Annotated in this window: 26 protein-coding genes and 1 tRNA gene; 10 read left to right on the top strand and 17 right to left on the bottom strand. The window is 65.5% G+C overall.

Going from position 1 to position 25,010, the window contains the following annotated elements; all coding sequences use genetic code 11:
* Positions 1-38 precede the first annotated feature (38 nt).
* The 3 genes from ASG11_RS09645 to ASG11_RS09635 all read right to left on the bottom strand — a co-directional run bounded on the left by ASG11_RS09645 (position 39) and on the right by ASG11_RS09635 (position 2,350).
* On the bottom strand, positions 39-1,427 hold the full coding sequence (locus ASG11_RS09645) for a helix-turn-helix domain-containing protein (RefSeq protein ID WP_055778287.1): 1,389 nt from the start codon (positions 1,425-1,427) through the stop codon (positions 39-41).
* A 287-nt stretch (positions 1,428-1,714) separates the two neighbouring features.
* Entirely contained in the window at positions 1,715-2,098 is a 384-nt protein-coding gene (locus ASG11_RS09640; protein ID WP_055778286.1) for a type II toxin-antitoxin system death-on-curing family toxin, read from the bottom strand.
* A gap of 6 nt (positions 2,099-2,104) precedes the next feature.
* On the bottom strand, positions 2,105-2,350 hold the full coding sequence (locus ASG11_RS09635; RefSeq protein ID WP_330218896.1) for an AbrB/MazE/SpoVT family DNA-binding domain-containing protein: 246 nt from the start codon (positions 2,348-2,350) through the stop codon (positions 2,105-2,107).
* A gap of 110 nt (positions 2,351-2,460) precedes the next feature.
* Here ASG11_RS09635 and ASG11_RS09630 point away from each other — a divergent pair, with 110 nt between their 5' ends.
* Entirely contained in the window at positions 2,461-3,414 is a 954-nt protein-coding gene (locus tag ASG11_RS09630; RefSeq protein WP_055780649.1) for a cation diffusion facilitator family transporter, read from the top strand.
* Positions 3,415-3,684: 270 nt separating this feature from the next.
* Here the strand turns inward: ASG11_RS09630 and ASG11_RS09625 are convergent, their stop codons facing one another.
* The 3 genes from ASG11_RS09625 to ASG11_RS09615 all read right to left on the bottom strand — a co-directional run bounded on the left by ASG11_RS09625 (position 3,685) and on the right by ASG11_RS09615 (position 6,497).
* Entirely contained in the window at positions 3,685-4,314 is a 630-nt protein-coding gene (locus ASG11_RS09625) for a DUF4893 domain-containing protein (RefSeq protein WP_082472810.1), read from the bottom strand.
* Positions 4,315-4,533: 219 nt separating this feature from the next.
* The gene (locus ASG11_RS09620; RefSeq protein ID WP_055778282.1) at positions 4,534-5,319 is read right to left on the bottom strand and encodes a 3-hydroxybutyrate dehydrogenase; all 786 of its coding nucleotides are present in this window, start codon (positions 5,317-5,319) and stop codon (positions 4,534-4,536) included.
* Positions 5,320-5,354: 35 nt separating this feature from the next.
* Positions 5,355-6,497: a patatin-like phospholipase family protein gene (locus tag ASG11_RS09615; protein ID WP_055778280.1), complete on the bottom strand. Its 1,143-nt coding sequence runs from the start codon at positions 6,495-6,497 to the stop codon at positions 5,355-5,357.
* Between the two features lie 132 nt (positions 6,498-6,629).
* Here ASG11_RS09615 and ypfJ point away from each other — a divergent pair, with 132 nt between their 5' ends.
* A complete protein-coding gene (gene ypfJ, locus ASG11_RS09610; RefSeq protein WP_055778279.1) occupies positions 6,630-7,538 on the top strand; it encodes a KPN_02809 family neutral zinc metallopeptidase in 909 nt (302 codons plus the stop codon).
* Between the two features lie 346 nt (positions 7,539-7,884).
* Here the strand turns inward: ypfJ and ASG11_RS09605 are convergent, their stop codons facing one another.
* Both ASG11_RS09605 and ASG11_RS09600 read right to left on the bottom strand, forming a co-directional pair.
* A complete protein-coding gene (locus tag ASG11_RS09605) occupies positions 7,885-8,913 on the bottom strand; it encodes a DUF2171 domain-containing protein (protein WP_055778276.1) in 1,029 nt (342 codons plus the stop codon).
* A gap of 288 nt (positions 8,914-9,201) precedes the next feature.
* On the bottom strand, positions 9,202-9,492 hold the full coding sequence (locus tag ASG11_RS09600; RefSeq protein WP_055778274.1) for a hypothetical protein: 291 nt from the start codon (positions 9,490-9,492) through the stop codon (positions 9,202-9,204).
* A 181-nt stretch (positions 9,493-9,673) separates the two neighbouring features.
* Here ASG11_RS09600 and ASG11_RS09595 point away from each other — a divergent pair, with 181 nt between their 5' ends.
* The 5 genes from ASG11_RS09595 (at position 9,674) to ASG11_RS09575 (ending at position 14,979) form a co-directional block, all read left to right on the top strand.
* A complete protein-coding gene (locus ASG11_RS09595; RefSeq protein ID WP_082472691.1) occupies positions 9,674-10,000 on the top strand; it encodes a DUF485 domain-containing protein in 327 nt (108 codons plus the stop codon).
* A complete protein-coding gene (locus ASG11_RS09590; protein ID WP_082472690.1) occupies positions 9,997-11,700 on the top strand; it encodes a cation acetate symporter in 1,704 nt (567 codons plus the stop codon). The genes ASG11_RS09595 and ASG11_RS09590 overlap by 4 nt, the downstream gene beginning before the upstream one ends.
* Before the next feature lie 160 nt (positions 11,701-11,860).
* Positions 11,861-12,307, top strand: coding sequence for a MarR family winged helix-turn-helix transcriptional regulator (locus ASG11_RS09585; protein WP_055778267.1), 447 nt, complete (start codon positions 11,861-11,863; stop codon positions 12,305-12,307).
* Complete coding sequence (locus tag ASG11_RS09580; RefSeq protein WP_055778264.1) at positions 12,300-13,379, top strand: HlyD family secretion protein; 1,080 nt, start codon at positions 12,300-12,302, stop codon at positions 13,377-13,379. Before ASG11_RS09585 ends, ASG11_RS09580 begins: the two co-directional genes overlap by 8 nt.
* The gene (locus ASG11_RS09575; protein WP_055778261.1) at positions 13,366-14,979 is read left to right on the top strand and encodes a DHA2 family efflux MFS transporter permease subunit; all 1,614 of its coding nucleotides are present in this window, start codon (positions 13,366-13,368) and stop codon (positions 14,977-14,979) included. The genes ASG11_RS09580 and ASG11_RS09575 overlap by 14 nt, the downstream gene beginning before the upstream one ends.
* Positions 14,980-15,176: 197 nt before the next feature.
* Here ASG11_RS09575 and ASG11_RS09570 read toward each other — a convergent pair.
* Positions 15,177-15,252 (bottom strand) — tRNA-Ala (locus ASG11_RS09570).
* A 124-nt stretch (positions 15,253-15,376) separates the two neighbouring features.
* Between ASG11_RS09570 and ASG11_RS09565 the strand changes: the two genes are divergently transcribed.
* From ASG11_RS09565 to ASG11_RS09555, 3 genes are read left to right on the top strand one after another with little or no spacing between them, the layout of a single operon-like run.
* A complete protein-coding gene (locus tag ASG11_RS09565; protein ID WP_201781302.1) occupies positions 15,377-16,735 on the top strand; it encodes a hypothetical protein in 1,359 nt (452 codons plus the stop codon).
* Positions 16,732-17,490, top strand: a complete 759-nt coding sequence (locus tag ASG11_RS09560) for an NUDIX hydrolase (protein WP_055778258.1) — start codon at positions 16,732-16,734, stop codon at positions 17,488-17,490. Before ASG11_RS09565 ends, ASG11_RS09560 begins: the two co-directional genes overlap by 4 nt.
* Entirely contained in the window at positions 17,490-18,218 is a 729-nt protein-coding gene (locus ASG11_RS09555; protein WP_055778254.1) for an extensin-like domain-containing protein, read from the top strand. The genes ASG11_RS09560 and ASG11_RS09555 overlap by 1 nt, the downstream gene beginning before the upstream one ends.
* A gap of 126 nt (positions 18,219-18,344) precedes the next feature.
* Here the strand turns inward: ASG11_RS09555 and ASG11_RS09550 are convergent, their stop codons facing one another.
* The 8 genes from ASG11_RS09550 to ASG11_RS09515 form a co-directional block, all read right to left on the bottom strand.
* Entirely contained in the window at positions 18,345-18,884 is a 540-nt protein-coding gene (locus ASG11_RS09550; RefSeq protein ID WP_443024450.1) for a hypothetical protein, read from the bottom strand.
* A gap of 280 nt (positions 18,885-19,164) precedes the next feature.
* Positions 19,165-19,461 (bottom strand): hypothetical protein, encoded by a 297-nt coding sequence (locus ASG11_RS09545; protein ID WP_055778249.1) that lies wholly within the window; start codon positions 19,459-19,461, stop codon positions 19,165-19,167.
* Positions 19,462-19,528: 67 nt separating this feature from the next.
* Entirely contained in the window at positions 19,529-20,308 is a 780-nt protein-coding gene (locus ASG11_RS09540; RefSeq protein WP_055778247.1) for a transglutaminase-like domain-containing protein, read from the bottom strand.
* 219 nt (positions 20,309-20,527) lie between these two features.
* Complete coding sequence (locus ASG11_RS09535) at positions 20,528-21,265, bottom strand: Bax inhibitor-1/YccA family protein (protein ID WP_055778244.1); 738 nt, start codon at positions 21,263-21,265, stop codon at positions 20,528-20,530.
* Positions 21,266-21,458: 193 nt separating this feature from the next.
* A complete protein-coding gene (locus ASG11_RS09530) occupies positions 21,459-21,992 on the bottom strand; it encodes a superoxide dismutase family protein (protein ID WP_055778239.1) in 534 nt (177 codons plus the stop codon).
* Positions 21,993-22,093: 101 nt separating this feature from the next.
* On the bottom strand, positions 22,094-23,497 hold the full coding sequence (locus ASG11_RS09525; protein ID WP_055780640.1) for an NAD(P)H-dependent flavin oxidoreductase: 1,404 nt from the start codon (positions 23,495-23,497) through the stop codon (positions 22,094-22,096).
* A gap of 78 nt (positions 23,498-23,575) precedes the next feature.
* Positions 23,576-24,727, bottom strand: a complete 1,152-nt coding sequence (locus ASG11_RS09520) for a glycosyltransferase family 4 protein (RefSeq protein WP_055778237.1) — start codon at positions 24,725-24,727, stop codon at positions 23,576-23,578.
* A gap of 92 nt (positions 24,728-24,819) precedes the next feature.
* Positions 24,820-24,999 (bottom strand): CsbD family protein, encoded by a 180-nt coding sequence (locus ASG11_RS09515; RefSeq protein ID WP_055778234.1) that lies wholly within the window; start codon positions 24,997-24,999, stop codon positions 24,820-24,822.
* Positions 25,000-25,010 lie beyond the last annotated feature (11 nt).

The following is a 25,010-nucleotide window of genomic DNA, read 5'->3' as shown; positions in this document are numbered from 1 at the left end:
CTTGCAGCTATGGATGGCGCGACGCAACAGATGCCTGATCAATCGCCGCCGAAGGTGAAGGCACTCACGCCGCGCTCGCGATCGTTGATCGACAGCGCGCGACCGATCGGCGGCACGGAACGTTGCGGACAGGCGCTGCGCAGGCACGCCCGGCACCCCAGGCCGATCGGCGTCGCCTCGCCTTTCAGGTCGATTCCGCGTGCCGCCGCCAGCGTGCCGGCATGCTCGCTCGCCACGCCGATCCCGACCGCGAACTCGGCCGGCACCGCGCCGTAGCGCCGCCCCTGCGGCGTCACCGTGCGCGCCAGCGTGAGCCAGCGCGCACCGTCTTCCAGTTCGACCAGCTGGACCGCCAATGCCCCCGGCCGATCGAAGGCGTGATGCACGCGCCATAACGGGCAGCGCCCCTCGGCCTCGGCCAACGCCGCGTTGCTCGCGCCGGAAAATCGCTTCGATGCCTGCCCCGCGCGATCGATCCGCACCATGAAGAACGGCAGGCCGCGCGCGCCGACGCGCTGCAACGTCGTCAAGCGATGCGCGACCTGTTCGAAACCCGCGCCGAAGCGCCGTTGCAGCAGTTCGATGTCGTAGCCGGTCGCCTCGCATGCGCGCAGGAAACGGGCATAGGGCATCATCACCGCCGCGGCGAAATAGCTCGCCAGATGGCGGCGATAGAGCCGCTCGGCCGCGCGATCCGCGAACCCCGCACCCTTGGCCAGCGCCTCGATTTCCGCGCGCGCCTCGATCTGCGCCAGCTGGAACGCGGCAGCGAAGGTGCGCGATGCGGGGTCGAGCGTCTCGCTCAACTGCAATTGCCGCGCGTGCAGATCGGTGCGGCGCAGCAGGTCCGGCATCACCTCGACCGGCAGCACGCGGATCGTCAGTTGATGCTTCACGCGCAGCCGTTCGGCGATCGCGCCGTACAGGTCGCCCGCGCCGAGCCGCAATTCGTCGGCCAACGCCTCGGCCATGGTATCCAGATCGGCGAAATGCCCGCGCCAGCGCTCGATCTCGCGCCGTACCTCGGCAATCGGATCGTTCGCAGCCTCGCCCGCAGCCCCTCCCCCGACCCCGGCCCGGTCGTAGGCCCGTGCGAACGCCTCCGCCCCGCCCGGCGCCCCGGCGAGCCATTCCTCGATCTCGTTGCGGTCGATTTCGAGATCGGCGAAGATCGGATCGGCCAGCCGCCGCCGGATCGCCGCCTCGCCCCCGCCCGGCTCCCCCGCCGCCAGCGCGCGCGGATCGAAATCGAACGACTCCGCCAGCTTGACGAGCAACGACGCCGACAAGGGGCGCTGGTTTTTCTCGACCAGGTTCAGGTAGCTGGGGGAGATTGTCAGCAGCTCGGCCATCGCGGCCTGGGTCAGCCCGGCCTGACGCCGCAACCGCCGCACCGCGTGCCCGGCAAAGAGTTTGCGATCCGCCATGATCCGAAAGTCCCAAGCCAGTGTCCGGGCGCACGATCACCCGGTTCACCTCTTGGACTAGGCTGTCATGTCTTTACAACACCACAATAGGCGCGTCGCATTCCATCGACACGATGACCTCCGCTTCGATCCGCGTGGGCTGCACAAAGCCCGATTATCATGGCTTTGCATCTCCAGCGACGCGAGGCGGCACAGAAGAAGCTGTAAAGCCTTCACCCCGCCGCCCGTCGTAACGATTTCCTGGGGAGGAAAGGATGCCCGCCGAGTTCGTCTCGGCGGGCATTTCCTTATCGGACGATACGCGCCCTGAACCAGTCGGCAAATGCATCCTCCGACAATTCACCGGACGCCAGAGCCAGGACGGTTTCGATCGCATCGGTTTTTTCGAACGCGATATCGACGTCGTTGAGCCGCAGGAACAAGCGCGCGATCACCCAAGCGGTACGCTTGTTGCCATCGTTGAACGGATGATTGCGTGCGATGCCGAAACCATAAGAAGCAGCCAAGGCGCACAGATCGCTTTCGCCATAAGCATGCTTGTTCAGCGGGCGGCTCATGGCGGATTCGAGCAAGCCGCTATCCTTGATGCCCGACAGGCCACCATGTTCGGCCAATTGCCGTTCATGCACCGCAAACGCCACGTCGACGTCGATGAAGCGAATATCCGCCATCGCGGGCTATTTCGCGAGCACGGCGAGAATGTCGCGATCCTCGCGCATGATTTCCTCGGCCTTGCTCATGGCATCGACGAATTCGGGGTTGGTGGCAGTCAGCATATAGCCGTTGGGAGTCTCGCTCAGGTACAGCGTCTCGCCCTGCGAAACGCGAAGCTTGGACAATACATCCTTCGACAGCACGACGCCGACCGAATTGCCGATCTTGATGAGTTTCAGCGGTTTGAAGATCCGCGAGAGCATGTTCATACGTCCGTTATAACATAATCTACCGAGTTGGGCAAACCTCGCTGGACGCCACCTGTCTCGCCGCATAAGCCCGCAACGATCCGGCAATGAATCAGGGCAAGGGCAAGATAATGTCGGCGACAAAACAGGGCGGCTCGAACCTCGTCATCTTCGCGGCACTGGCGGCCAATCTCGGGATCGCGGTGGCGAAGTTCATCGCCGCCGGGATTTCGGGCTCGTCCTCGATGCTGACCGAGGGCTTCCACTCGGTCGTCGACAGTCTCAACCAGGTGCTGCTGCTGTACGGCCAGAGCCGCGGCAAGCGGGCGCCCGACGAGGCGCACCCCTTCGGCTATGGCCGCGAACTGTATTTCTGGTCGTTCGTCGTCGCGATCCTGATCTTCGCGGTCGGCGCGGGCGTGTCGATATACGAAGGCTATACCCATATCCTCGAACCCGAGCCGCTGCGCGATCCGCTGATCAACTATATCGTCCTGGGCGTCGCCTTCGCGATGGAGGGCACGTCGTGGTGCATCGCGATGCGCGAGTTCTCCGCGTCGAAGGGCAACACCGGCTGGTGGCAGGCGGTGCGCCGATCAAAGGATCCGGCCGGGTTCATCATCTTGTTCGAGGATAGCGCCGCGTTGGCCGGGCTGATCATCGCCGGCGTCGGCGTCTGGGCCAGCCACGCATATGCCGACGCGCGGATCGACGGGATCGCGTCGATCGCGATCGGCGTGATCCTGGCGCTGGTCGCGGCATTGCTGGCGCGCGAGGCGAAGGGGCTGCTGATCGGCGAAGGCGCGGACCCGGCGGTGGTCGCCAAGGTCCGCGCGGTGGTCGATCGACAGAAAGCGATCACCCACGTCAACCACGTGCGCACGATCCATACCGCACCGGACAGCATCTTCGTCGCGATCAGCGCGGACTTCGAGGATCGGCTGACGATGGGCGAGGCGGAAAATTTGATCGAGCGGATCGAGGACGAATTGCGCGTGGCGGAACCGATGCTGTCGTCGATCTATATCCGTCCGGAAAAGCGCGAGAATGCGGCGGTGTTCAAGCCGACGGTTCCTGCCGGATAGTCTGGAGCAGACGGGTGCCCGTCCAACCACGCCGTCGCCCACTCGATCCGGGGGCCAACATGCGGCTTCCGATGGGGCTTGATCTGAAAGTGCGCGCTCGCGGCATGATGGACCCCGGATCAAGTCCGGGGTGACGGCATTTTGTTGGCTCGGTTTCTATCCTCTCGACGCGCACGTGCTTCGCCAGGCTCAGCTTGAGCGGGGAATTCGGTTCGCTTTCACAGCGTCCCTGCTCTGCCCTTTCACCGCTGCCCGCCCGTCCGCGTGGCCTCATTTGGCGGGTACGATCTCCACCACGTCCAGCATCGACTCGAAGCGCGGAGAGGGCAAGGCGATCCGCCAGATCTTGGCGTCCACCCGTTGCAGGATTCCCGCCATGTCGCGGTCGGCATCGCGGCCATATTGCAGCGCGACCTTCTCGTCCCCGATCATCATCGTGCCGAGGAAGACCGCGCGCGTATCGCTGTCGGGAAAGGCCAGGCCGACCGGCCGCTGCGACCCGTCGGCCTTGTAGAAGCTCGACACGTCGCCCTCGGCCTCGACCCGGCAATCGAAGAACGGGAAGGCGCTGAAATCGCGCGACCCGACGCCCTTCGCACCCAGCTTGAACACCCGGCAGCGATACGTCCCGGGCGGGGGCACCGCTCCGGCCAGCGCATGATCGGGATCGAACAACTTGCCCTGCGCCGCCAGTGCCGCGCCGTTGCCGGCCGCGCGCGCCTTGTCCGTCGCCGCGACCCAGGATTCGCGCCAGGTGCGCAATCGATCGCGATCCGCCTTGGTCGCCACCTGCCGCCAGTCGGCCACGGCGGGCTTGGACGCGGTCGCCGGGCGGTTGCCGCCGCCGCATGCCGCCAGTGCCACGCATGCGGCCAGGCCAAATCCCGTTCTGACAATCATGCGCGACCAATTCTCGTTATGGCCGGCCATCAAACCATGTCGCCGAACGCTTGCCAACCCGTTGATACCAAAGGATTGGAATATGAGAGCGGCATACCTTCATCCATCCCCGTTCGTTTCGAGCGCAGTCGAGAAACAGGCCCCACGCGCCGCGCCATGTTTCTCGACTGCGCTCGAAACGAACGGAGGTTGTTGGTTTATCCGATACAAGCCGTTCCGTCAGGCCGCGGTCCAGCCCCCGTCCATCGACAGGTTCGCGCCGGTGATCGCCTTGGCCGCATCGCCGCACAGATAGACCGCCAGCGCGGCGACCTGTTCGGAGGTGACGAATTCCTTGGTCGGCTGCGCGGCGAGCAGCACGTCGTTAATCACCTGATCGCGCGTCAGCCCGCGCGTCTTCATCGTATCGGGGATCTGCGCCTCGACCAACGGCGTCCAGACATAGCCCGGGGAGATGCAATTGACCGTGATGCCGAAGGTCGCGGTTTCCAGCGCGATCGTCTTGGTGAGGCCGGCGATGCCGTGCTTGGCCATCACATAGGCCGACTTGTTGGGCGAGGCGACGAGCGAATGCGCCGAGGCGGTGGAGATGATCCGGCCCCATTTCGCCGCCTTCATCAGTGGCACGGCCGCCTGCATCAGATACCAGGCCGAGGTGAGATTGATCTTCATGATCGCCTCGAACTTGTCGGCGGGGAAGTCCTCGATCGGCGCGACATGCTGGATGCCGGCATTGTTGACGATGATGTCCGGCCCGCCGAGTTCGGCATGGCAGCGCGCGACCATCGCGGCGATCTCGTCCGGCTTGGTCATGTCGGCGGCGTCGTACAGCGCCCTAGCGCCGCTCGTCGCCTCAAGCGCGGCGCGTTCCTTCTCGATGTCGCTCGCATCGCCGAAGCCGTTGATGACGACGCTCGCGCCCTCGGCGGCGAACGCCTTGGCATAGGCCAGGCCGATGCCCGACGTGGATCCGGTGACGATCGCGCTCTTGCCCTTCAGGAACATGCTGTCTTCTCCTTCATGCGAACCCTGTCCGGGTATCAAATCTTCGGCACCAGATCGAACGCCGCGCTCTTGCCCGTCTCGATGTTCGCCGCGACGAGTTGCGCGTTCGCCATCGTCTCGGCCACCGCGTCCATCCCGGCCTGCCAATGCTCGCGCATCGTGCGCGTCGAGAATTCGAAATCGCGGCTGCCGCCTTCCCACGCATTGGCGCGGTAAACGAGCTGGACGAGGTTCACCGCATCCTCCGCCGACCGGCCGATCAGCGCCTTCACGTCGGGATCGTCGCGCATCTCGGGCGGCAGCTTGGCGAGCACCTTGCGTACGCCCTCGCGGTCCTGCCGGATGCGCATCACCTGATCCGAAATCTGGCGGGTGCGGCTGGAGAACAGGATCTCTTTCTGCCGCGCCGCCACGTCCATGATCGTGCGCGGGCGCTCCGCCGAGGCCGAGAACAGATCGACCTGGAACGCCAGCAGATCGCCCTGCTGATGATCCAGCACGTGCGTCAACGGCGTGTTCGAGACGAGCCCGCCGTCCCACCACAGCCGGCCGTCGATCTCGACCGGCGGCAAGCCCGGGGGCAGCGCGCCCGAGGCCATGATGTGGCGCGCGTCGATGCGCGTCTCGGTCGTGTCGAAATAGTTGAAATTGCCGCTCTCCACGTCCACCGCGCCGACCGACAGCCGCACCGCGCCGCTGTTGAGCAGATCCCAGTCGACCAAAGCGTCCAGTGTCTCCTTCAACGGTGCGGAATCGTAGAAGCTCAGCGCCTCGGGCGTCCCCGGCACGGCGAAGGCCGGCGAGATCATGCGCGGCGCGAAGAATCCCGGCACGCCCGCCAGCATCACGAAGCCCGCCGACCATTCGTGCACGAACTCGCGCACATGATCGTTGGGGAAGATCGGAAAGCTCGGGAGCGCGCCGGTCACCTTGCCCCAGAAAGCGTGGAGCGCCGCGACACGTTTCTCCGGCGGATTGCCGGCATAGATCGCCGCGTTGACCGCGCCGATCGATATCCCGGCGACCCAGTCGATCTCGATCCCGCTACCCGCCAGCCCCTCGATCACGCCCGCCTGATAGCTGCCCAGTGCGCCACCGCCTTGCAGCACGAGCGCCACGCAATCGGGGAGCGGCATCGCCTTGGCGCGGCGGGCGGGCTTTGGTTCGATATCGGCCATCGTCCGCAGCCATGCGCCGGGTGAACGGCGGGATCAACCTCCCGTGCGGCGAGGATAAAGTCCGAACTCTTGCAACAAGGCCCGTCCCCACGCATTCATACCGCAACGACAACGAACCAAGGCGCCATCCCCATGCGGCTCGACGATTTCGATCCCAATATCAATGTCGAGGATCAGCGCGGCGCGAGCGGCGGCGGCGGGTTCGGCGGTGGCGGTGGCGGCATGCTGCTCGGCCTGTTGCCGTTGGTGTTCAGCCGGTTCGGGTGTGGCGGGGTCGCACTCTTGCTGATCGGGCTTGCGGTGTTCGGCGGGCTGGGATCGATCACCGGCGGCGGCCCACGGCAGGCACCGAGCGAGCAGGTCGGCCAGTCGAGCGAGCGTCAGGCGGGCACCGACACGGCCTCCAGCTGCAACCTCAACGCGGAAAGCAAATCCGCTTGCAACGCCTTCAGTTCGGCGGACAATACCTGGAAGAAACTGCTCGGCGCCGAATTCAAGGCACCGAAACTCGTATTCTTCGGCGATCAGGGCGGCCAGTCCGGCTGCGGCGCGGCGCAGAGCGCGATGGGGCCGTTCTACTGCCCGACCGATCAGGGCATCTATCTCGACACCAACTTCTTCGGCGAACTCGCCAACCGCTTCGGCGCGAAGGGCGATTTCGCGCAGGATTATGTCATCGCGCACGAGTTCGGCCATCACGTCCAGAACTTGATGGGCACGTCGTCGCAGGTCCAGCAGCAGCAGGCGCAATCGAGCCGGACCGAGGGCAACGCGCTGTCGGTTCGCCTCGAACTGCAGGCCGATTGCTATGCCGGCGTGTGGGCCGCGCAGAACCGCGACCGGCTCGAACCCGGCGATATCGAGGAAGGCATGACCGCAGCCCATGCGATCGGCGACGATACGCTGCAACAGCAATCGCAGGGCCGCGTCGTGCCCGACAGCTTCACGCACGGCACCTCGGCGGAACGCATGGCGTGGCTGAAGCGCGGCCTGGACAGCGGCGATCCGCGCCAGTGCGATACGTTCAGCGGGGCGATCTGAGGGGGCGTTGCTCCGACGTTTGTTGCAGCGTCGATGCTGTTCTTCGTTCAGGTGATCATAAATAAGATGCGGCGATCATCAGACGGCAGCTGAACACCCTGCAGCGTCAATAGGCCCGAACCACTCTCCACCGCTAGCGGCCGTAAGAGCAGTGTTGCGCCACTCGTTGCCGGTGAAGGCTGATCGCCCTCACCCTTCCGCCGCTGCGCTCCTCCCTCCCTCTCCCGATGGGAGAGGGAAAAGACGCCGAAGGCGGCGAAGGGTGAGGGTGATTACAGAAGAGCGAAACATAAAAAGGCCCCCTCCGTCGCCGGAGGGAGCCTCTTCACGCTAACCGGGCAAGCCCTCAATAGGTGCCCGAGAAGCTCCGGTTGAGAACGCGCGGACCGTTATTGTCCGTCTCGTTGCCCGGCGTGTTGTCGCCGAACAGCGCCTGGTTGTTCTCTTCGTCGCGCCAATGCGCCTTGGCTTCCTCGGCGGTCTTGCGCACCGTCACCTTGTCGTCGACCTTGTCGATCCAGCGCGACGGGATCGAGTGATGACGGCCGCCGGCATCGGCATCGCTCTTGGTCAGCAGGATGCGATCGCCACGCACCTTGTCGACCGTGCCGATATGCTCGCCATCCGATCCGACCACTTCCTGATGCTCGCGCACCTGCGACAGCGATCCGCGCTGCGTCTGGCGCTCGGTGCGCCACGATCCGAACTCGTTTTCGAACTTCGTGCGGTTTTCCTGGCGATATTCGTGATAGTCGCGATCGAGCGCGTCAATCTGGCCCTTGCGCCACTGGTGATAGTCGTCGTCGCGACCATAAGCCGACTGGCCATAGCCGGACTGACCATAAGCGCGCTCGTCGTACCGCGCATCGAGATCGCGCCGGCGTTCGGCCTCGTCGTCGCCGAACCACGAGCGGACCTCGTCCCCGGCGCGGGCGAAGAAGCCGCGATCGTCATAATCGTAACCCTGCGGCTGACGGCCATACCCTTGTTGGCGATCGCGATGCTGGCCGGGATTGCGCTCCGGCCGGTAATAATCGCGCCCACCTTCCTCGTCGGTGAAACGGTGCCCGTCATGCGCATAGCTGCCATAATAGGGTTGCGACGGACCGCGCTGCCGGTTCTGGAACCCGCGACCGGCATTCTGTTGATCGCGCTGGCCGTACCGTGAATTGCCATATTCGCGAGCGCCGTAATTGCCGCGGCCATAGCCACCGCGATCGGAATCGCCATACTGGCCGGCGGCGGCGTAATCTTCCGCGCTCGAATAATTGCCGTTGGACAGACGGTGGCTCTGGTGGTCGGTATCCCAGGGTTCGCGTGCGCCGAAATATTCGCCTTGCGATCCGGCGGTCGGGTAATTGCGGTCATAGCCCATGATCGGTCTCCTCAAATACACTCCTGCGGCGGCGCGACAGCCTCTCGGGCTGCCCGCTCGTCGTGGGTATAAATCATCCTAAACGACCAATGTTCCGGCACTTGGGCGACCGCGCGACACACATCGTCGCTTGCGAAGCGCGGCTGGTCGCGGATCATTTCGGATCGTCGACGCGGCGCATGGACGACCGCGCCGGATCGGCTTTCCGAGGCCGATCCGACTGATACGTGGCGCTCCGTGATCGTCTCGGACAAACCTTCGGCGAGCCTGTCGGCCTGCCCGCGACGATCAGTCCTGCGTCACATCGCTGGCGCCGAATTCCTGAAGGACGTCGCCCACATCGTCCAGACCGTCCTCGTCTTCGAGCGTGATCGTGATCTTGATGCCGCCTTCGAGCGCCGCATCCTCCTCGCTGCCGTCCTCCAGATCCGCGCCGCCGGCGTCATTGCCCGCGCTATTTTCCGCCGTGGCACTTTCGAGCGCGATATCGCCGCGCTCGATATCGTGCTCCTGCACGAGATGCTCGACTGCGAGATCGGCATCGCGTCGCGTTTCGAATATCGCCGTAATCGTTGCCATGGACGCTTCCTGTCATCGTGATCCCCGCACCCAACGCGCGCTCGGCCATTAAGTCCCACGACGGTCGCGCACGAGCGACACGATACCCGGAATCGATCGAGCGGCGCGCGGATCTCCATGCCGTGCCCGACCGACCGGCATGGAACGTTGCCATGACCGCGAACCTGTCCGATGATGGGGCATGTCGACACCCTCCCCCGCGCCGAGCGCGCTTGAAGCCAGGGTCGCCGCCGATCCCCGCTACGCCGCATTGGTGCGGGACCGGCAGCGCTTTTCGTGGGCGCTGACCGCCATCACGGTGATCGTGTACAGCAGCTTCATCGCGTTGATCGCGTTCGACAAGCCGCTGATGGCCCGGCCGATCTGGGGCGAGACGATCAGCATCGCGGTGGTGCTGGGCGCAGCGATGCTGGTCGGTACGGTCGCCATCTGCGCGGTCTATGTCCGGCGCGCTAACACGGTCTACGATCCGCGCCTTGCGGAGCTGCTCGCGGAGACCGGAGCGTGATCGGTCGACTGGCCCGGAGCGCCATCCTCGTGTCGCTTCTCGGCTGGGCGACGGGGGCGAACGCCGCGATCGCCGGCGCGGTGCAGCGCCAACCGACGAACTGGACCGCGATCCTGATGTTCGGCGGCTTCGTCGCGATCACGCTGTGGATCACCGGTGCAGCGGCGCGGCGCACGCGCACGGTATCCGATTTCTACACCGGCGGCGGGATCACCGGCTTCCAGAACGGACTGGCGATGGCCGGCGACTATTGCTCCGCCGCGTCCTTCCTCGGCATCACCTCGCAAATCTTCAACGATGGCTATGACGGGCTGATCTATGCGATCGGCTTCCTCGTCGGCTGGCCGATCGTGCTGTTCCTCGTCGCGGAAAAACTGCGCAACCTCGGTCGGTTCACCTTCGCCGACGTCGCCTCCTATCGCTTCCTGCAAGGCCCGGTGCGGAGCTTTTCGGCGATCAGCACGCTGCTCGTGGTCGCCTTCTACCTGATCGCGCAGATGGTCGGCGCGGGGCAGCTGATCCAGCTGCTGTTCGGGCTGCCCTATCTCTACGCGATCACCACGGTCGGCGGATTGATGATGGTCTATGTGCTGTTCGGGGGCATGCGGGCCACGTCCTGGGTGCAGATCATCAAGGCGGTGATGCTGTTGTGCGGCGCGACCTTTCTTGTCCTCGGGGTCATGGCGCATGTCGGCTTCTCGTTCGATGCGCTGTTCGCCCGCGCGGTGGCGGTGAAGACGAAGGTCGCGCTCGACACCGGCCTGTCCCCGGCGGACGCCGCGGCGAAGGGGCGCGCCATCATGGGGCCGGGCGGCTTCATCAAGGATCCGATCTCGGCTCTGTCCTTCGGCTTCGCCTTGATGCTGGGAACGGCCGGCCTGCCCCATATCCTGATGCGCTTCTTCACCGTTCCGGATGCCCGCGAGGCCCGCAAATCGATCATGTGGGCGACGGTGTGGATCGGATATTTCTATGCGCTGACGTTCATCCTTGGGTTCGGCGCGATCGTCATGATCTCGTTCAATCCCGATTATGTCGATGCGGCCGGGCTCCTGCGCGGCGGCAACAACATGGCGGTGATGCATCTCGCCCATGCGATCGGCGGCAATCTGTTTCTGGGCTTCATTTCCGCGGTGGCCTTCGCCACGATCCTGGCGGTGGTGGCCGGGCTTACGCTATCCGCCGCCTCGGCGATCTCGCACGACGTCTATGCCAGCGTCATCCGCAAGGGAAATGCCGATCCGGCGAAGGAATTGCGCGTATCCCGGATCACGACCGTGCTGCTCGGCATTTCCGCGATCATCCTGGGCATCGTGTTCGAGAAACAGAATGTCGCGTTCATGGTCAGCCTGGCATTCGCGCTCGCCGCGTCCGGAAACTTTCCGGTCCTGGTGATGTCGCTGCTGTGGAAGGGCTGCACGACCAATGGGGCGGCGTGGGGCGGCGCGATCGGCCTGTTCGCCGCGTTCGCGCTGACCGTGCTGTCGCCGGTGATCTGGGTGGCGGTGTTCGGCTTCGACCACGCAATCTTCCCGTACAGTTCGCCCGCCTTGTTCTCGGTGCCGATGGGGTTCCTGGCGATCTGGCTGATCTCCACGCTTGATCGGTCGCCGCGCTCCGCGATCGACAAAGCGGGATATCCCGAGCAGCGGCTCCGGTCGGAGACCGGCATCGGCGTCCATGACGCCGCCGCGCACTGACGAGACTTCGGCCACCGTCGCTCTCGCCGCATTGAAAGCCGCGACGCCTTTCGGACGAAACGGGACGAACTTGTCACGAAAGCGTTCGGCGCAGACGTGAAATCCATCCGTGCATGTCATGAGCATTGTATTATCTGACCATGCTTATTATATGCCGGCAATGAGTGACTCTCTTGGCTTTCTGATCGGCGATGTCGCGCGCCTGATGCGGCGGCGGTTCGACGAGCGCGCGCGCGCCATCGGCGTGACGCGGCAGCAATGGCACACCTTGACCAAGCTCTCGCGCGTCGAAGGCATCAATCAGGGCGGCTTGGCCGATCTGCTCGAGGTCGAACCGATCAGCCTGTGCCGCATGATCGACCGGCTCGAAGAAGCCGGCCTGGTCGAGCGTCGCCGCGATCCGAACGATCGCCGTGCCTGGCGCATCTTCATCACCGACAAGGCCCGGCCGTTGATCGATCAACTTCACGTCGTGGCAGCCGGGCTGTTCGAGGACGCGCTGGTCGGTATCGGCGACGCCGAGCAATCGGCCCTCATCGGATCGCTGATGCGGATCCAGACCAATCTCAACGATCTTCCGGAAGGCAAAGAGGCCCGGCATGGCTGATGCAGACCCCAGAATCGACCGCACGACCAGCGTCGCGATGGCCGAGCCGCAACCCGTCAAGGCCCCGCGTGCATGGCGCAAGACTGCGCTGCTCGTCAGCGTTCCGTTAATCATCATCGCCATCGCCGCGTATTTCTGGCTGACCGCGGGTCGTTTCGTCTCGACCGACAATGCCTATGTCCAGCAGGACCGGGTTTCGGTCTCGTCCGACGTCGGCGGCCGGATCGTCGCCGTCGCGGTGCGCGAGAACCAGCCGGTCAAGGCCGGCGATTTGCTGTTCCGCATCGATCCCGCGCCGTACCGGATCGCGTTGGAACAGGCCAATGCGGCGATCGCGACCGCGCGCGTCCAGGTCGATACGCTGGCGACCGACAGCGGCGGCGCCGCGGCCGACATCGCCAGCGCCAAGGCGGATATCGCTTTGGCCCAGGCCACCTACGATCGGCAGGCCACGCTGATGAAGCAGGGCTTCACGACGCGCGCCAGCTTCGATGCCGCCGCGCAGCAGGTCGCCGCCGGCAAGGCGCGGCTGGCGACCGCCAATGCAGCCGCCGCGAAGGCGCGCGCGCAGGTGGGCAGCGGCACCGGCAACTCGGGCGTTCCCGCCGCCGTGCAGGCCGCGATGGCGCAGCGCGACAAGGCGCTGCTCGATCTCCAGCGGACCTCCGCCTACGCGCCGGTCGCCGGCACGGTGACGCAATCGACCCGGCTGCAGGTCGGGCAGATGATGGTCTCGGGCCTGCCCGCGGTCAGCATCGTCGCCAGCAACCGGACCTGGGTCGAGGCGAATTTCAAGGAAACCGATCTCGACAGGATGCGCGTCGGCCAGCCTGCCGAAGTGTCGTTCGACGCCTATAGCGGGCTGAAGCTGAAGGGCCATGTCCAGTCGATCGGGGCCGGCACGGGATCGGAATTCTCGGTGCTGCCGGCGCAGAACGCGACCGGCAACTGGGTGAAGGTCACGCAGCGGGTGCCCGTGCGCGTCGCGATCGACGACGCCAGCCCCCGGCCCCTGATCGCCGGGCTGAGCGCGAAGATCGAGGTCGACGTCCGCGACCATGGCCAGCGCTAACCCGCCGCAGGGCGGGGTCGATCCGCTTGCCGATGCCCCGTCGACCGAAGCCGCCGAGCCGATGGAGGAACGCGCGGCGCTGCATACGAGCAATCGCCCGCTTTTGACGATTGGCGTCATGGCGGCGACGATCATGCAGATCCTGGATTCGACGATCGCCAACGTGGCGCTGCCGCATATGGCGGCGTCGCTCAGTGCCACGTCCGACACGATCACCTGGGTTCTCACCAGCTATATCGTCGCCTCGGCCGTCGCGATCCCGCTGACCGGCTGGCTTGCGGACCGGATCGGATCGCGCAACCTCTTCCTCTATGCGATCGTCGGGTTCGTGCTCGCCTCGATGCTGTGCGGGTTGGCGACGAACCTGCCCGAAATGGTCGTCTTCCGCGTGCTGCAGGGCATTGCCGCGGCCTTCATGAACCCGCTCAGCCAGACCGTGATGATGGACATCAACCCCAAGTCCAAACAGGCCTCCGCGATGTCGATCTGGGGCATGGGCGTCATGGTCGGGCCGATCATGGGGCCGGTGATCGGCGGCTGGCTGACCGAGAATTACGATTGGCGGTGGTGTTTCTACGTCAACGTGCCGGTGGGCGTCGCCTGCTTCGCGGTGCTCTGGGCCTTGCTGCCCTCGCGCGAAACGCGCCGCCGGAAATTCGATCTGTTCGGTTTCTCGATGCTCGCCGTCGCGATCAGTTCGCTTCAGTTGATGCTCGATCGCGGACAGACCAACGACTGGTTCAATTCGTGGGAAGTCTTGATCGAGGGCATGGTCGCGCTGGGCACGGCGTGGATGTTCTTCGTGCACATGTTCACCGCCCGGAACCCGATGTTCGACCGCAGCCTGTTCGCCAATCGCAACCTGCTGACCGGCATCGGCTTCATGCTGGTGATCGGCCTGCTGATGACCGCGACGATGGCGTTGCTGCCGCCGATGCTGCAGAACCTGTTCAACTATCCGGTGCTGGACACCGGTCTCCTGCTGGTGCCGCGCGGTGTCGGGATCATGGCGAGCATGTGGGTGGCCGGGCGGCTCACCCAGCGCGGCATCGATCCGCGGATCCTGGTCGGCGTCGGCCTGTCGATCGCGACCTATTCCTTGTGGGAAATGACGGGTTGGACGATCGAGATGAGCGCCAGACCCTTCATCGTCACGGGGCTCGTCCAGGGGGTAGGCCTCGGGCTCGTCTTCATTCCCCTCAACATCATGGCGTTCGGCACCTTGCCCTCGCATCAGCGTACGGAGGGCGCGAGCCTCACCAACCTGTCGCGCAACATGGGCGGATCGGTCGGCATATCGGTGGTCACGGCTTTGCTCGGGTCGAACATCCAGACGCAGCACGAGGTACTCGGCGCGCATATCCCCGACCCAGGTCTGACGGCCACGGATCCGGTAGTCGGTTCGCTGTTCGGTGGCAGTACCGATGGCCTGCTGGCGATCGCCGACGGCATCGTCAACCAGCAGGCGTCGATGATCGCCTATCTCGACGATTTCAAGCTGATGATGATCATGACCGCCTGCACGATCCCGCTCGTATTCTTGCTCAAGCGGCCCGAGGGCCCCGCCGGTCCGGTCGATCCCGGTGCCGCCGGCCATTGAGGCCGGACGCCGGTTGCTGGACCTGACTGCGATCGAGCGATCTTTTTTCGCCTAGAGCGGACGATCTGGCAGCGCGCACTCCAAGATCGCGGCCAGCCCAAAGGATCTCAGGCGGCGGACCGATCGTCACCTCTGGGCGGCCGACACGCAATTCCGTCGCGCCGTCATCCGCAAATTTTCGAGTGATCTCGGAGACTTGGTGGAGCTGAGGGGAATCGAACCCCTGACCTCTGCAGTGCGATTGCAGCGCTCTCCCATCTGAGCTACAGCCCCGCTCCGGCCGCCGGCGATGCCGGGACGCGACGCATTTAACCGGGCTTTTCAGACGACGCAACCGCCGCCACCCGGGATATTCGCCAGCGACGATCGCCCTTTCCCGCGCGACGAACCCCCGCGCATGCGCTCGCCAGTCCGCGGCGATGCTGATAACGCAGGCGCGGTGCGCAAGGTGATGTTCGGATTGATGCTGGCCGCGATGGCCGCTGCGGGCGTGCCGGCCGGTGCCCAGACAGCGACACCGACCGCGCCGACATCCGCGCCGCCGCCCACGCCGCTGGAGACCCCCGCCGACGCGCTTGCGCAGGACGCGGTGGAATATGCCAAGCAATTCTCGGTGCCGGTGGCGGAGGCCATCCGCCGCCTCACCGCGCAGCAACTGAGCGTGCCGATCACCGACGAACTGGCCGAGAAGTATCGCGACCGTCTCGCCGGCATCGCGATCGAGCACACGCCGGTGTATCGCATCATCGTCTATCTCGCGGGCGAGGAGCCGGTGCGCGAGAAGATGTTCAAGGCCGGCGGCTTCGACGTGCCGATCGCGTTCCGCACCGGCGCGCGCGTCACGCGCGACCGCGTGATCTGGGCGATGACCTGGCACCAGCGCGATATCCGCGCCGCGCTCCCCCGCCCGCCCGGCATCGGGCTCGATCCGCGCACCGGCGAACTGGTCGTCATCGTCGGCCCCTCCGACGTGCGCGGCAGCGCCGCCGACCTGAAAGCGAAGCTGGAGACGATCGCCGAGGTGCCGGTGCAATTGCGCATCCTGAAACAGACCGACAAGAATCTCGACATTGCGGGCGGGGCGCGCATGGAGGGCACCAGCCCGGCCGACGGCAAGCGCTACATCTGCACCAGCGCGTTCGCCGTGGGCGACGGCACGCGCACCGCGCTCACCACCGCCGCGCACTGCCTCGACAACATGAACTTCCGCGATCCCAAGCGGGGCGTTCGGCCGCTCGAATTCCTCGGTCAATGGGGTTGGGGGTATCGCGACGTACAGCTCCACGGCAGCGCGGAGCCCCTGCCCCCGGCGATCTATACCGACACCGAAAAGACCCGCCTGCGTCCGATCACCGGCCAGCGCACCCGCGCCGCCACCCGCGCGGGCGACTTCGTGTGTCATCGCGGGGAGCGGACGGGGTATAGCTGCGCGTTGGTCGAGCTGACCGACTTCGCACCGGCCGGGGATATCTGCGGTGGGGCGTGCCTGCCGACCTGGGTGACGGTCGCCGGGCCGAGCTGCAAGGGCGGCGACAGCGGATCGCCGGTGTTCAGCGGCACCACCGCCTTCGGCATCCTGAAGGGCGGCAGCTATCGCGGCGACGGCAGTTGCGCCTTCTATTTCTACATGTCGGTCGATTACCTGCCGGTGGGCTGGTCGCTGCTGCACGCCGCGCCGGATGGCAGCTACGTCCCCGCCTATGCCCCTGCCCCGACCTATGCAGGATCGCCGCCGCCGCCTACAGCCAAGCCATGAGCGACCAGCAGACCCCGATCCCCGCCGCCACCCTGGTGCTGTTCCGCGAGCGCGCCGCCGGCCCGCCCGAAGTGCTGATGGTCGAACGCGCCAAGGCGATGGTGTTCGCGGCCGGCGCGCTGGTCTTCCCCGGCGGGCGGATCGACCCCGGCGATTACGATTTGGCCGAAACGCTCGGCGGAGAGCCCGCCGACACCGCGGCGCGCATCGCCGCGATCCGCGAGACGCTGGAGGAGGTCGGCCTGCCGATCGGCCTGACGCCGGTGCCGGCCGGCGATACGCTAGCCGCGTTGCGCACTTCGCTCCACGCCGGGACCGCATTCGGCGACGCGCTCGCCGCGCATGGCCTGGGCCTCGATCTCGCCGCGCTCGTGCCGTTCGCGCGCTGGCTTCCCGCCCATGCCCATATGCGCATCTTCGACACCCGCTTCTACCTCGCGCGCCTGCCCGCCGACGCGCCGGATGCCGAGGTGGATGCGACCGAGAATGTCCGCCTCTGCTGGACCGCCGCACAGGCCGTGCTGGATGCCGCCGACGCCGGGCGCGCGCGCATCATCTTCCCGACGCGACGCAATCTCGAACGCCTCGCCCGTTTCTCCGATTTCGACGTGGCGGCGGAAGATGCCGCGCGGCACGAACTGCGCGCGATAACGCCGTGGATCGAGCCGCGCGATGGCGTCGACCATCTCTGCATCCCGACCGATCTCGGCTACCCGGTCACCTCGGAAGCGATCGAAAGCGCGTTGCGCGGCTGATGCGGCGTCTGCGCCGGATCATCGGCTGGCTGGTCGCGATCGTCGCCATCGGCATCGCCTGCCTGCTGCTGTTCGCGCTGGCACGCGGACGGCCGCAAGATCTGCCCTGGACGCCGCTCGATCTCGCCCAACCGGTCGGCATGTTCACCGGCCGCAAGATCGCCGGGATGACGCAGGATTTCCCCAAATGCCGCGCGCTACTGGCCCGCGCCGGCGTGCGCTATACCGCGTTATCGCCGGTCCGCGACGGCCAGTGCGGCTATGCCGACGGTGTGCGGCTGGATGTCGGCGGCAGCCGCCGCATCGCGCTGTCGCCGCCCAATCTCGGCATGTCGTGCCCGGTCGCCGCCGCCCTGGCGGTGTGGGAATGGGAAGTCGTACAGCCTGCCGCGCGGCGCTATTTCGGCCAGCGCGTCGTCGGCATCGACCACCTCGGCAGCTACAATTGCCGCCGCATGTATGGCCGCAGCCAGGGTGACTTCAGCGAACACGCCACCGCCGACGCGATCGATATCGCAGGGTTCCGCCTTGAGGATGGCACGCGGATCACGGTGCTGGGCGACTGGAAGGACACTGGCGACAAGGGCACCTTCCTGCGCAGCGTGCGCAACGGCGCATGCGATCTGTATGCGACCGTGCTCAGCCCGGAATACAATGCCGCGCACCGCGACCATCTGCATCTCGATCAGGCGGAACGCGGCCGGATGGGCTGGCGGGCGTGTCGGTAAATAGCGCCGGCAGAAACACAAACCGTCCGTCCTGAGCTCGTCGAAGGACTGTCTTTTCTTTCCTGCGTCGCAAAGAAGGGCAGTGCTTCGACAAGCTCAGCACGGACGGATCGGATCAATCCAAACTCAATGCGGTAGCGCGGCCGTCTCCACCTTCTCCACCCATTTCGGGAAGAATGCCGGCGCGCGGTTCGACCAGCCCGACGCCGTCGCCGCCGCCTCGCTGATCGATTGCAGCAGCTTGCGCCGCAGATCGGGATGGAGGTGCGGCAGCGCCGCCGAGGAACAGAAAGCCGCCGGCAGCCATGGGCGGACATCCGCGCCGATCAGCCGCTCGTACAGGAACCGATACGCCGAAAACGTCGTCAGCCGCCCCTGCCCCAGGTCGAACGCCGTCACGGTCATCAGCGGCGCGAGGAACGGCTCCACCGCGTCCAGCCCGCTATCGTCGGGCACCATCGCGCGAATGTCCGGCAGGCGTTCGTACAGCCGCGCCTGCGCGCGGATGCTCGCCGCCTCGACCACGTCGCGCGACCAGAGCAGCATCGCGTCGTCGCGATCCAGCCCGATATCGAGCGAGCGGCGCACGTAGCGCTGCGTCGCCGCCGGAAAGCTCGCGAATTCCTTCATTTCCGCCAGGGTCATCGCCCCGTTGGCCTGTTTCATTCTGGAAGCCATATCGTCACCCCACCCCGCTATCGTGGAACCGAGTCTTCAACCCGACCGATCATGCGCTCAGATGGTTAACGCCACCCTTAACGACATTTCGTGTCGTGAGCCCAAGGCATCACAGTTCTTTGTGCGGTGCAACAAGCGTTGCGACGAATGGAAGCTTGCGCGTGAAAAGCGCCAGGAAAGTGCGACAGTTCCGCAACATGCAGGCGTAACGAAAAAGCCCGCCCCCGATCGGGACGGGCTTCGATTTCAAATTGCGAACCGAGCGGGCCTATTTCCCGGCCTGGATCTTCGCCTCGGCTTCCGCGTCGAACCCGGACGATTCCGGAGCCTCGTGATTGTGTACCGGCTGCGTCGAGGCGGGGGGATCCGACGCATCCATCGATTCGTCCAATCCGGCATCCAGACGCGCTTCCCGGTTCTCGGGATCGCGCTCGAGCCGCTCGGCGATGGATTTGTCCTGGCCCGCATCCTGACGCGGATCGTGGATATGGCCCTTCCCGTCGTCGGGATCGGGCGGCGCCACCGACAGGCTGTCGAGCGCCTTCTGGTCGATTGTGTCGGTCATGGCCCATCCTCTTATTGCTGTTATGTTTCCTAAACGAGCCGTTCCCCCAGCCGGTTCCGCCCGATCCTCATTCCAGCAGCTCCACCTTCACCGACTGGCTGTTCATGAAGGCCGTGCCGAACACGGTCATGAAGGCGATATCGGTCGCATCGCGCCCCACCGCGACGCGCGCCAGATCGCCGCATGCCGCCATGCCCGTCGCGTCGATCAGATGCCACCCGCCGGCGAGCCACACTTCGGCCACCGCATGGAAATCGGGCGGGCTGACGCCCGGCGCATAGGCTGCGACGCAGCGCGCCGGAATGCCGCCCGCGCGGGCGAGCGACACCACCAGATGCGCATAATCCCGGCACACGCCGCGCCGGTCGGCAAAGGTCATCAGCGCGGTCGTCTCGCCTGCGCTCGACCCGGACGCGTAGGTCATGTTCGCCTGCACCCATGTGCCGATCGCCGCCGCGAGCGCGCCGCCGCGCAGATCGCCGAATTCGGCCTTCACGAAGCCCTCGAACCGATCGGATTCGCAATAGCGGCTGGGCATCAGATACGGCACGGCATCGCCCGGCAGGTCCGCCATCGGCGTCTCGGGCAGCTCGGAAAAATCGATGCTCGCGCGCTCGATCTTCACCACCGCATTGTATTCGACGCGGAAATGCCCCTCGGCCTGCGCCCAGGTGCGCTGCCCGATCGCGTCCTCGCCCGGCACCGCGCGGATCGGATGCGCGCTGAACACGCGCATGTCCTGATGCTCGAGCCGCTGATCGACCATCGCCGCCGCCTCGACCTGCAACAGGATCTCGGCATGGTCGGGGATCCAGTAATCGAGGACGACGGCGATCGACAGGCGCATGTATTTTCCCGGAAATGAAATGAGGCAGGCTTAACGATGCGGCGTTTTGCCGCGAACGCCGCCATCCTGACGAAGGTTAGGATCCATTGCGCCTCATGAACGATCCTTAACGAGGCGCGATGGATCCTGAAACGGGTTCAGGATGACGGCGGTAGTGCGTACGAAAAAGGCCCGGCAGGTCTCCCTGCCGGGCCTTCGCTGTAGCGATCCTTGCGCGGCTTAGTTCCGGCTGGAACCGAACAAACGCAGGATGAACAGGAACATGTTGATGAAGTCGAGATACAGCGACAGTGCCGACATGATCACCGTGCGGCCTTCTTCGGCGGTGCCGGCGACGTAGGCGTACATGCTCTTGGTGCGCTGCGTGTCGTAGGCGGTGAGGCCGGCGAACAGCAGCACGCCGACGATGCTGATCACCAGCGCCATCACGCTCGACTGGAAGAACAGGTTGAGCAGGCTGGCGACGATCAGACCGACCAGGCCCATGATCAGGAACGTGCCGAACGCCGACAAGTCGCGCTTCGTGGTGTAGCCGTACAGCGACAGCGCACCGAACGACGCGGCGGTCGCGAAGAACGCCTGCGCGACCGAAGTGCCGCTATATTGCAGGAACACCGTCGACAGCGAGAGACCCATCGCCACCGCGAAGCCCCAGAACATCGCCTGCAGCGTGCCGAACGCCATGCGACCCTGCCCGAAGCTCATGCCGAACACGAACGCGAGCGGCGCCAGCATGATGACGTATTTCAGGATGCCACCACTGGTGAACACCGTCGCGGCATAGCCCGAACTGGCGAACAGCAACGCCACGATGCCGGTCAGCAGAATGCCCGACGTCATGTAATTGTAGACCGACAGCATGTAAGACCGAAGGCCCGCATCGTACGCTTCCGTACGCGCACCCGTCGCCGTCGCGAACGTCGCGCCGCTCGACCGTGGGTCAGACCAGTTAGCCATTGCGAAAAAACTCCTTTGCCCGGCCTCATGCCGGATAGCTCGAATATCGGCGCTCGGGGGCCGCTTTTCAAGCGATTTGGCCCGATCCGGACCCAGCAACACTTCGTTACAAGCAGTCGAGGTTTGGGACAGATGATCTGTCCTTCAAGGGGCCGTCACCCCGGAACCAGTCCGGGGTGACGCCTTTCGTGGCTCAACCCGCCACGAACACTCCGCACGCGATCCGCCCGCCGCTGTTCCCCGACGGATCGGTCATCAGATCGTCCGGTCCGGCATGCACCACCAGCGCCGATCCATCCGCGTCGAGCAGCCCGGCCAGGGTCGCGCCCGGCACGGTGATGCCGATCGTGCCGCGACCGTCGGTACCGACGGTCAGGTTGGGCAGGTCGCCCTCATGCGGCCCCTGTGGGTTCATCGACCCGTGCTTCATGCTCGTCGGGTTCCAGTGGCCACCCGCCGTCGTGAAATCCGGGGCATCGCAGCGCCCGGTCGTGTGGACGTGCACGCCATGCGTGCCCGCCGGCAGGCCCTTGACGTCGATCGTGAAGCGCAGGCCGCCGGCGACCTCGCTCGCGCTGGCCGTCCCGGCGTCCGCGCCGGTCGCGTTCTTCAGCATCGCCACCGCACGCGCGCCGCCCGCGACTGGGGCGCCGATCGTCATATCATCCTTGCAGGCGGAAATGCCGAGCGTGAGCAGGGCTGCGGTACCGATGATCGCGAGGCGCATGTCGTATCTCCCAGGGAAATGAATCTTGCCGAGCGAACACATACGCACGCGTAACGGTTCCGGCGCTGCGATCTGCAGCGCGTCGGTGGCAGCGACCCGCCTCAGTCGCCCGTCAGGATGCGATCGACCAGTTGCTTCACCGTCGGCACGAAACCGTTCGAATAGAACGGGTCCTTCTTGAAATTATACGCGCCGTGGCCGGCGAACATGAGGTTCTCGTCGATCGGCCCGCCATGCGCGATGTCCTGCAACGTCTTCTGGATACAGAAGCTGCGCGGATCGGCCAGCCGCCCGGTCGAATTGGTCTCGCTGTCCGCCCAGGACGAGAAGGAGCATTGGCTGAGGCAGCCCATGCAATCGGCCTGATCCTTGCGGATCACGCCCTTCTCCTCGGGCGACACGAACACCAGGGTATTGTCGGGCGTCTTAAGCGCGTCGGTATGCCCCTCGCCGAACCACTGCCGCGCGCGCAGCAGATCGTTGCGCGTCACCCAGAAATTCTTGCCCTTAACACCGACATCGAGCTGGAAGACATGATCGCCCGCTTCCTGCGTCGAAAACGCGATCTGCCGTTCGGAGCGCGATTCCAGCCGGCGCAGAAACGGATTGCGCACCGCCGAGGAATAGAATCCGGTCGGGCTGAAGCGGTGCAACAGCACCTCGCCCGGCTCGATCTCCATCAGCTTGTTCTTCCACTCTTCCGGGATCGGGCTCTCCTTCGTCAGCAAGGGACGCGTCCCGAACTGGAAGGCGATCGCGCCGAGTTCCGGGTTCTCGAGCCAATTGTCCCAGTCGCGCAGATACCAGACGCCACCCGCCATCACGATCGGCACGTCGTCGGAAATGCCGCCCTCTCGCATCACGTCGCGCAATTCCTTCACGCGCGGATACGGGTCCTGCGGCTTTAGCGGATCCTCGGCATTGGACAAGCCGTTATGTCCGCCCGCAAGCCAGGGATCCTCATACACCACCGCGCCGAGCAGGTGCGCGACCTTCGAATAGGCACGCTTCCACAATGCCCGGAACGCCCGGCCGGAACTGACGATCGGCAGATACTGCACATTGTACTGCGCCGCGATCTCGCTCAATTTGTACGGCATGCCGGCACCGCACGTCACGCCGGCGACCATGCCCCGGGTGCGCTCCAGCACGCCGTGCAGGATCCGTTGCGCCCCGCCCATTTCCCACAACACGTTGATGTTCACGGCGCCCTTGCCGTCGGAAATCTCGAACGCCTTCTTCACCTGCTGGACCGCGCCTTCGATGGCATAGTCGATCAGCTCTTCGTGCCGCTCGCGCCGGGTCAGCGCCTTGTAGACCTGGGGGATGATCTTGCCGTCGGGATCGTAGCTGTCGGCGTTCACCGCGCTGACCGTGCCGATCCCGCCCGCCGCCGCCCACGCGCCGGCCGAGGCGTGGTTGGTCGCAGCGACGCCCTTGCCGCCCTCGACGATCGGCCAGACCTCGCGGCCGTTATAGACGATGGGCTTCAGACCTTTGAACACCAAACTCTCCGACTTAACATACGTCCGATATAGCCAAAGGATGCCTGGGCGCGAGCGAATTGCGACTCAAACAAGGCATTAGCCGAGGCAGCCGGGCCGGCCCATCGCAGCTTCGTAGAGCTTCGCATAGCGGGCGATCATGATATTCTCGTCATACTCGGCCACCGCCTTGGCGCGGTTGGCGGCACCGACGCGCGCGCGGAGCGTGGCGTCCCGCGCCAGTTTCTCGATCGCGTCGCGCAGCGGAACCTCGCCTTTCAGCCGGGGAATGTAATCGGCGTTTTCGGGTGCGACCATATACGGCACGTCGCCCACCGCCGGCGCCACGATCGGCAGCCCCGACGCCATCCCCTCGATCACCGAGATCGGGAATTGCTCGCTCTTGGACGACATCGCCATGATGTCGAACAGACCGACGAACCTGTGCGGATCGCGCAGGAAACCGGGCAGCAGCACCGTATCGGCGATGCCCATATTCTCCGCCGTGTCCGCGATCCGCTCGCGCTCCGGCCCCTCGCCCACGATCACCAGGCGGATCCGCGACGAACACCCGCCGACCGCGCGGACCAGCATCGGCAGGTCCTTCACGTCGCGCAAACCCGCCAGCGTGCCGACGACGATCTCGCCCGGCTTGCGCCTGAACCCCGGGATCGCCTTGGGATCGCACTTGCCGGCATAGGCCTGGGTCGCGATGCCGTTGACGATGCGGTGGACGCGCGCCTCGGGCTGCTTCCACACATCGAGCGCGATGCGGTGCAGCACCTCGGACGGCACCGCCAATGCATGCGCGGCGGGCAGCGCGAAGCGGCGATAATAATTGCGCTCGCGCTTCAGGCCGGTCGCCTCGTCGGAATTGAACCCGTCCTCGTGATGCACCAAGGGCGGCGTGCCCCCCCCATTTCTCAGGGCGCCGAACACACGCCGGGCCATCACGCCGTCGATCGCGCCCCAATTATAGGTCAGCACCAGATCGAAGCGCCGCATATAGCGCGCCAGCGCTTCGAACCGCGCCACCGACGGACGCCCGGTCAGCGGCGGCGGATCCTGCGCGATCTCGTACTTGATGCCCGGGGCGATCGCGTCGCGCGCGCTCAACTGGTCCGGCATCCCCGACACGATCGTATGCCGCGCCCTGTCTCCGAACGCGTTCATCAGCCGGACGGCACGCGCCTCCTTGCCGCCGAGATTGAAGGTCGAATGCAGGTGCAGGATGTTGACGGGCTGGGCCATGGCGAGCGGGATTAGCGGGGAATTGCGCCGGACACAAAAAAGCCGCCCCGAAATATCCGAGACGGCCTTTCGTTATACGTCGGGACAGACGATCAGAGATCGTTGAGCTTGCCCTTCACGGTGCCCTTGACGTCCTGCGCCGAGCCCTTGAGCTGCTGCGCCTTGCCTTCGGCTTCCAGCTCTGCGTTGTCGGTCGCATCGCCGTAGAGTTCCTTGGCCTTGCCGGCGATCTTGTTGCCAGCGGCGTCGAGCTTGTCGGTGAATTCACCCATGATAAATCTCC

This window comes from Sphingomonas sp. Leaf357, from assembly GCF_001423845.1.
Taxonomy (GTDB): Bacteria; Pseudomonadota; Alphaproteobacteria; order Sphingomonadales; family Sphingomonadaceae; genus Sphingomonas.
The sequence above is the reverse complement of the archived record's forward strand: the minus strand, read 5'-3'. Positions and strand labels throughout refer to the sequence as shown.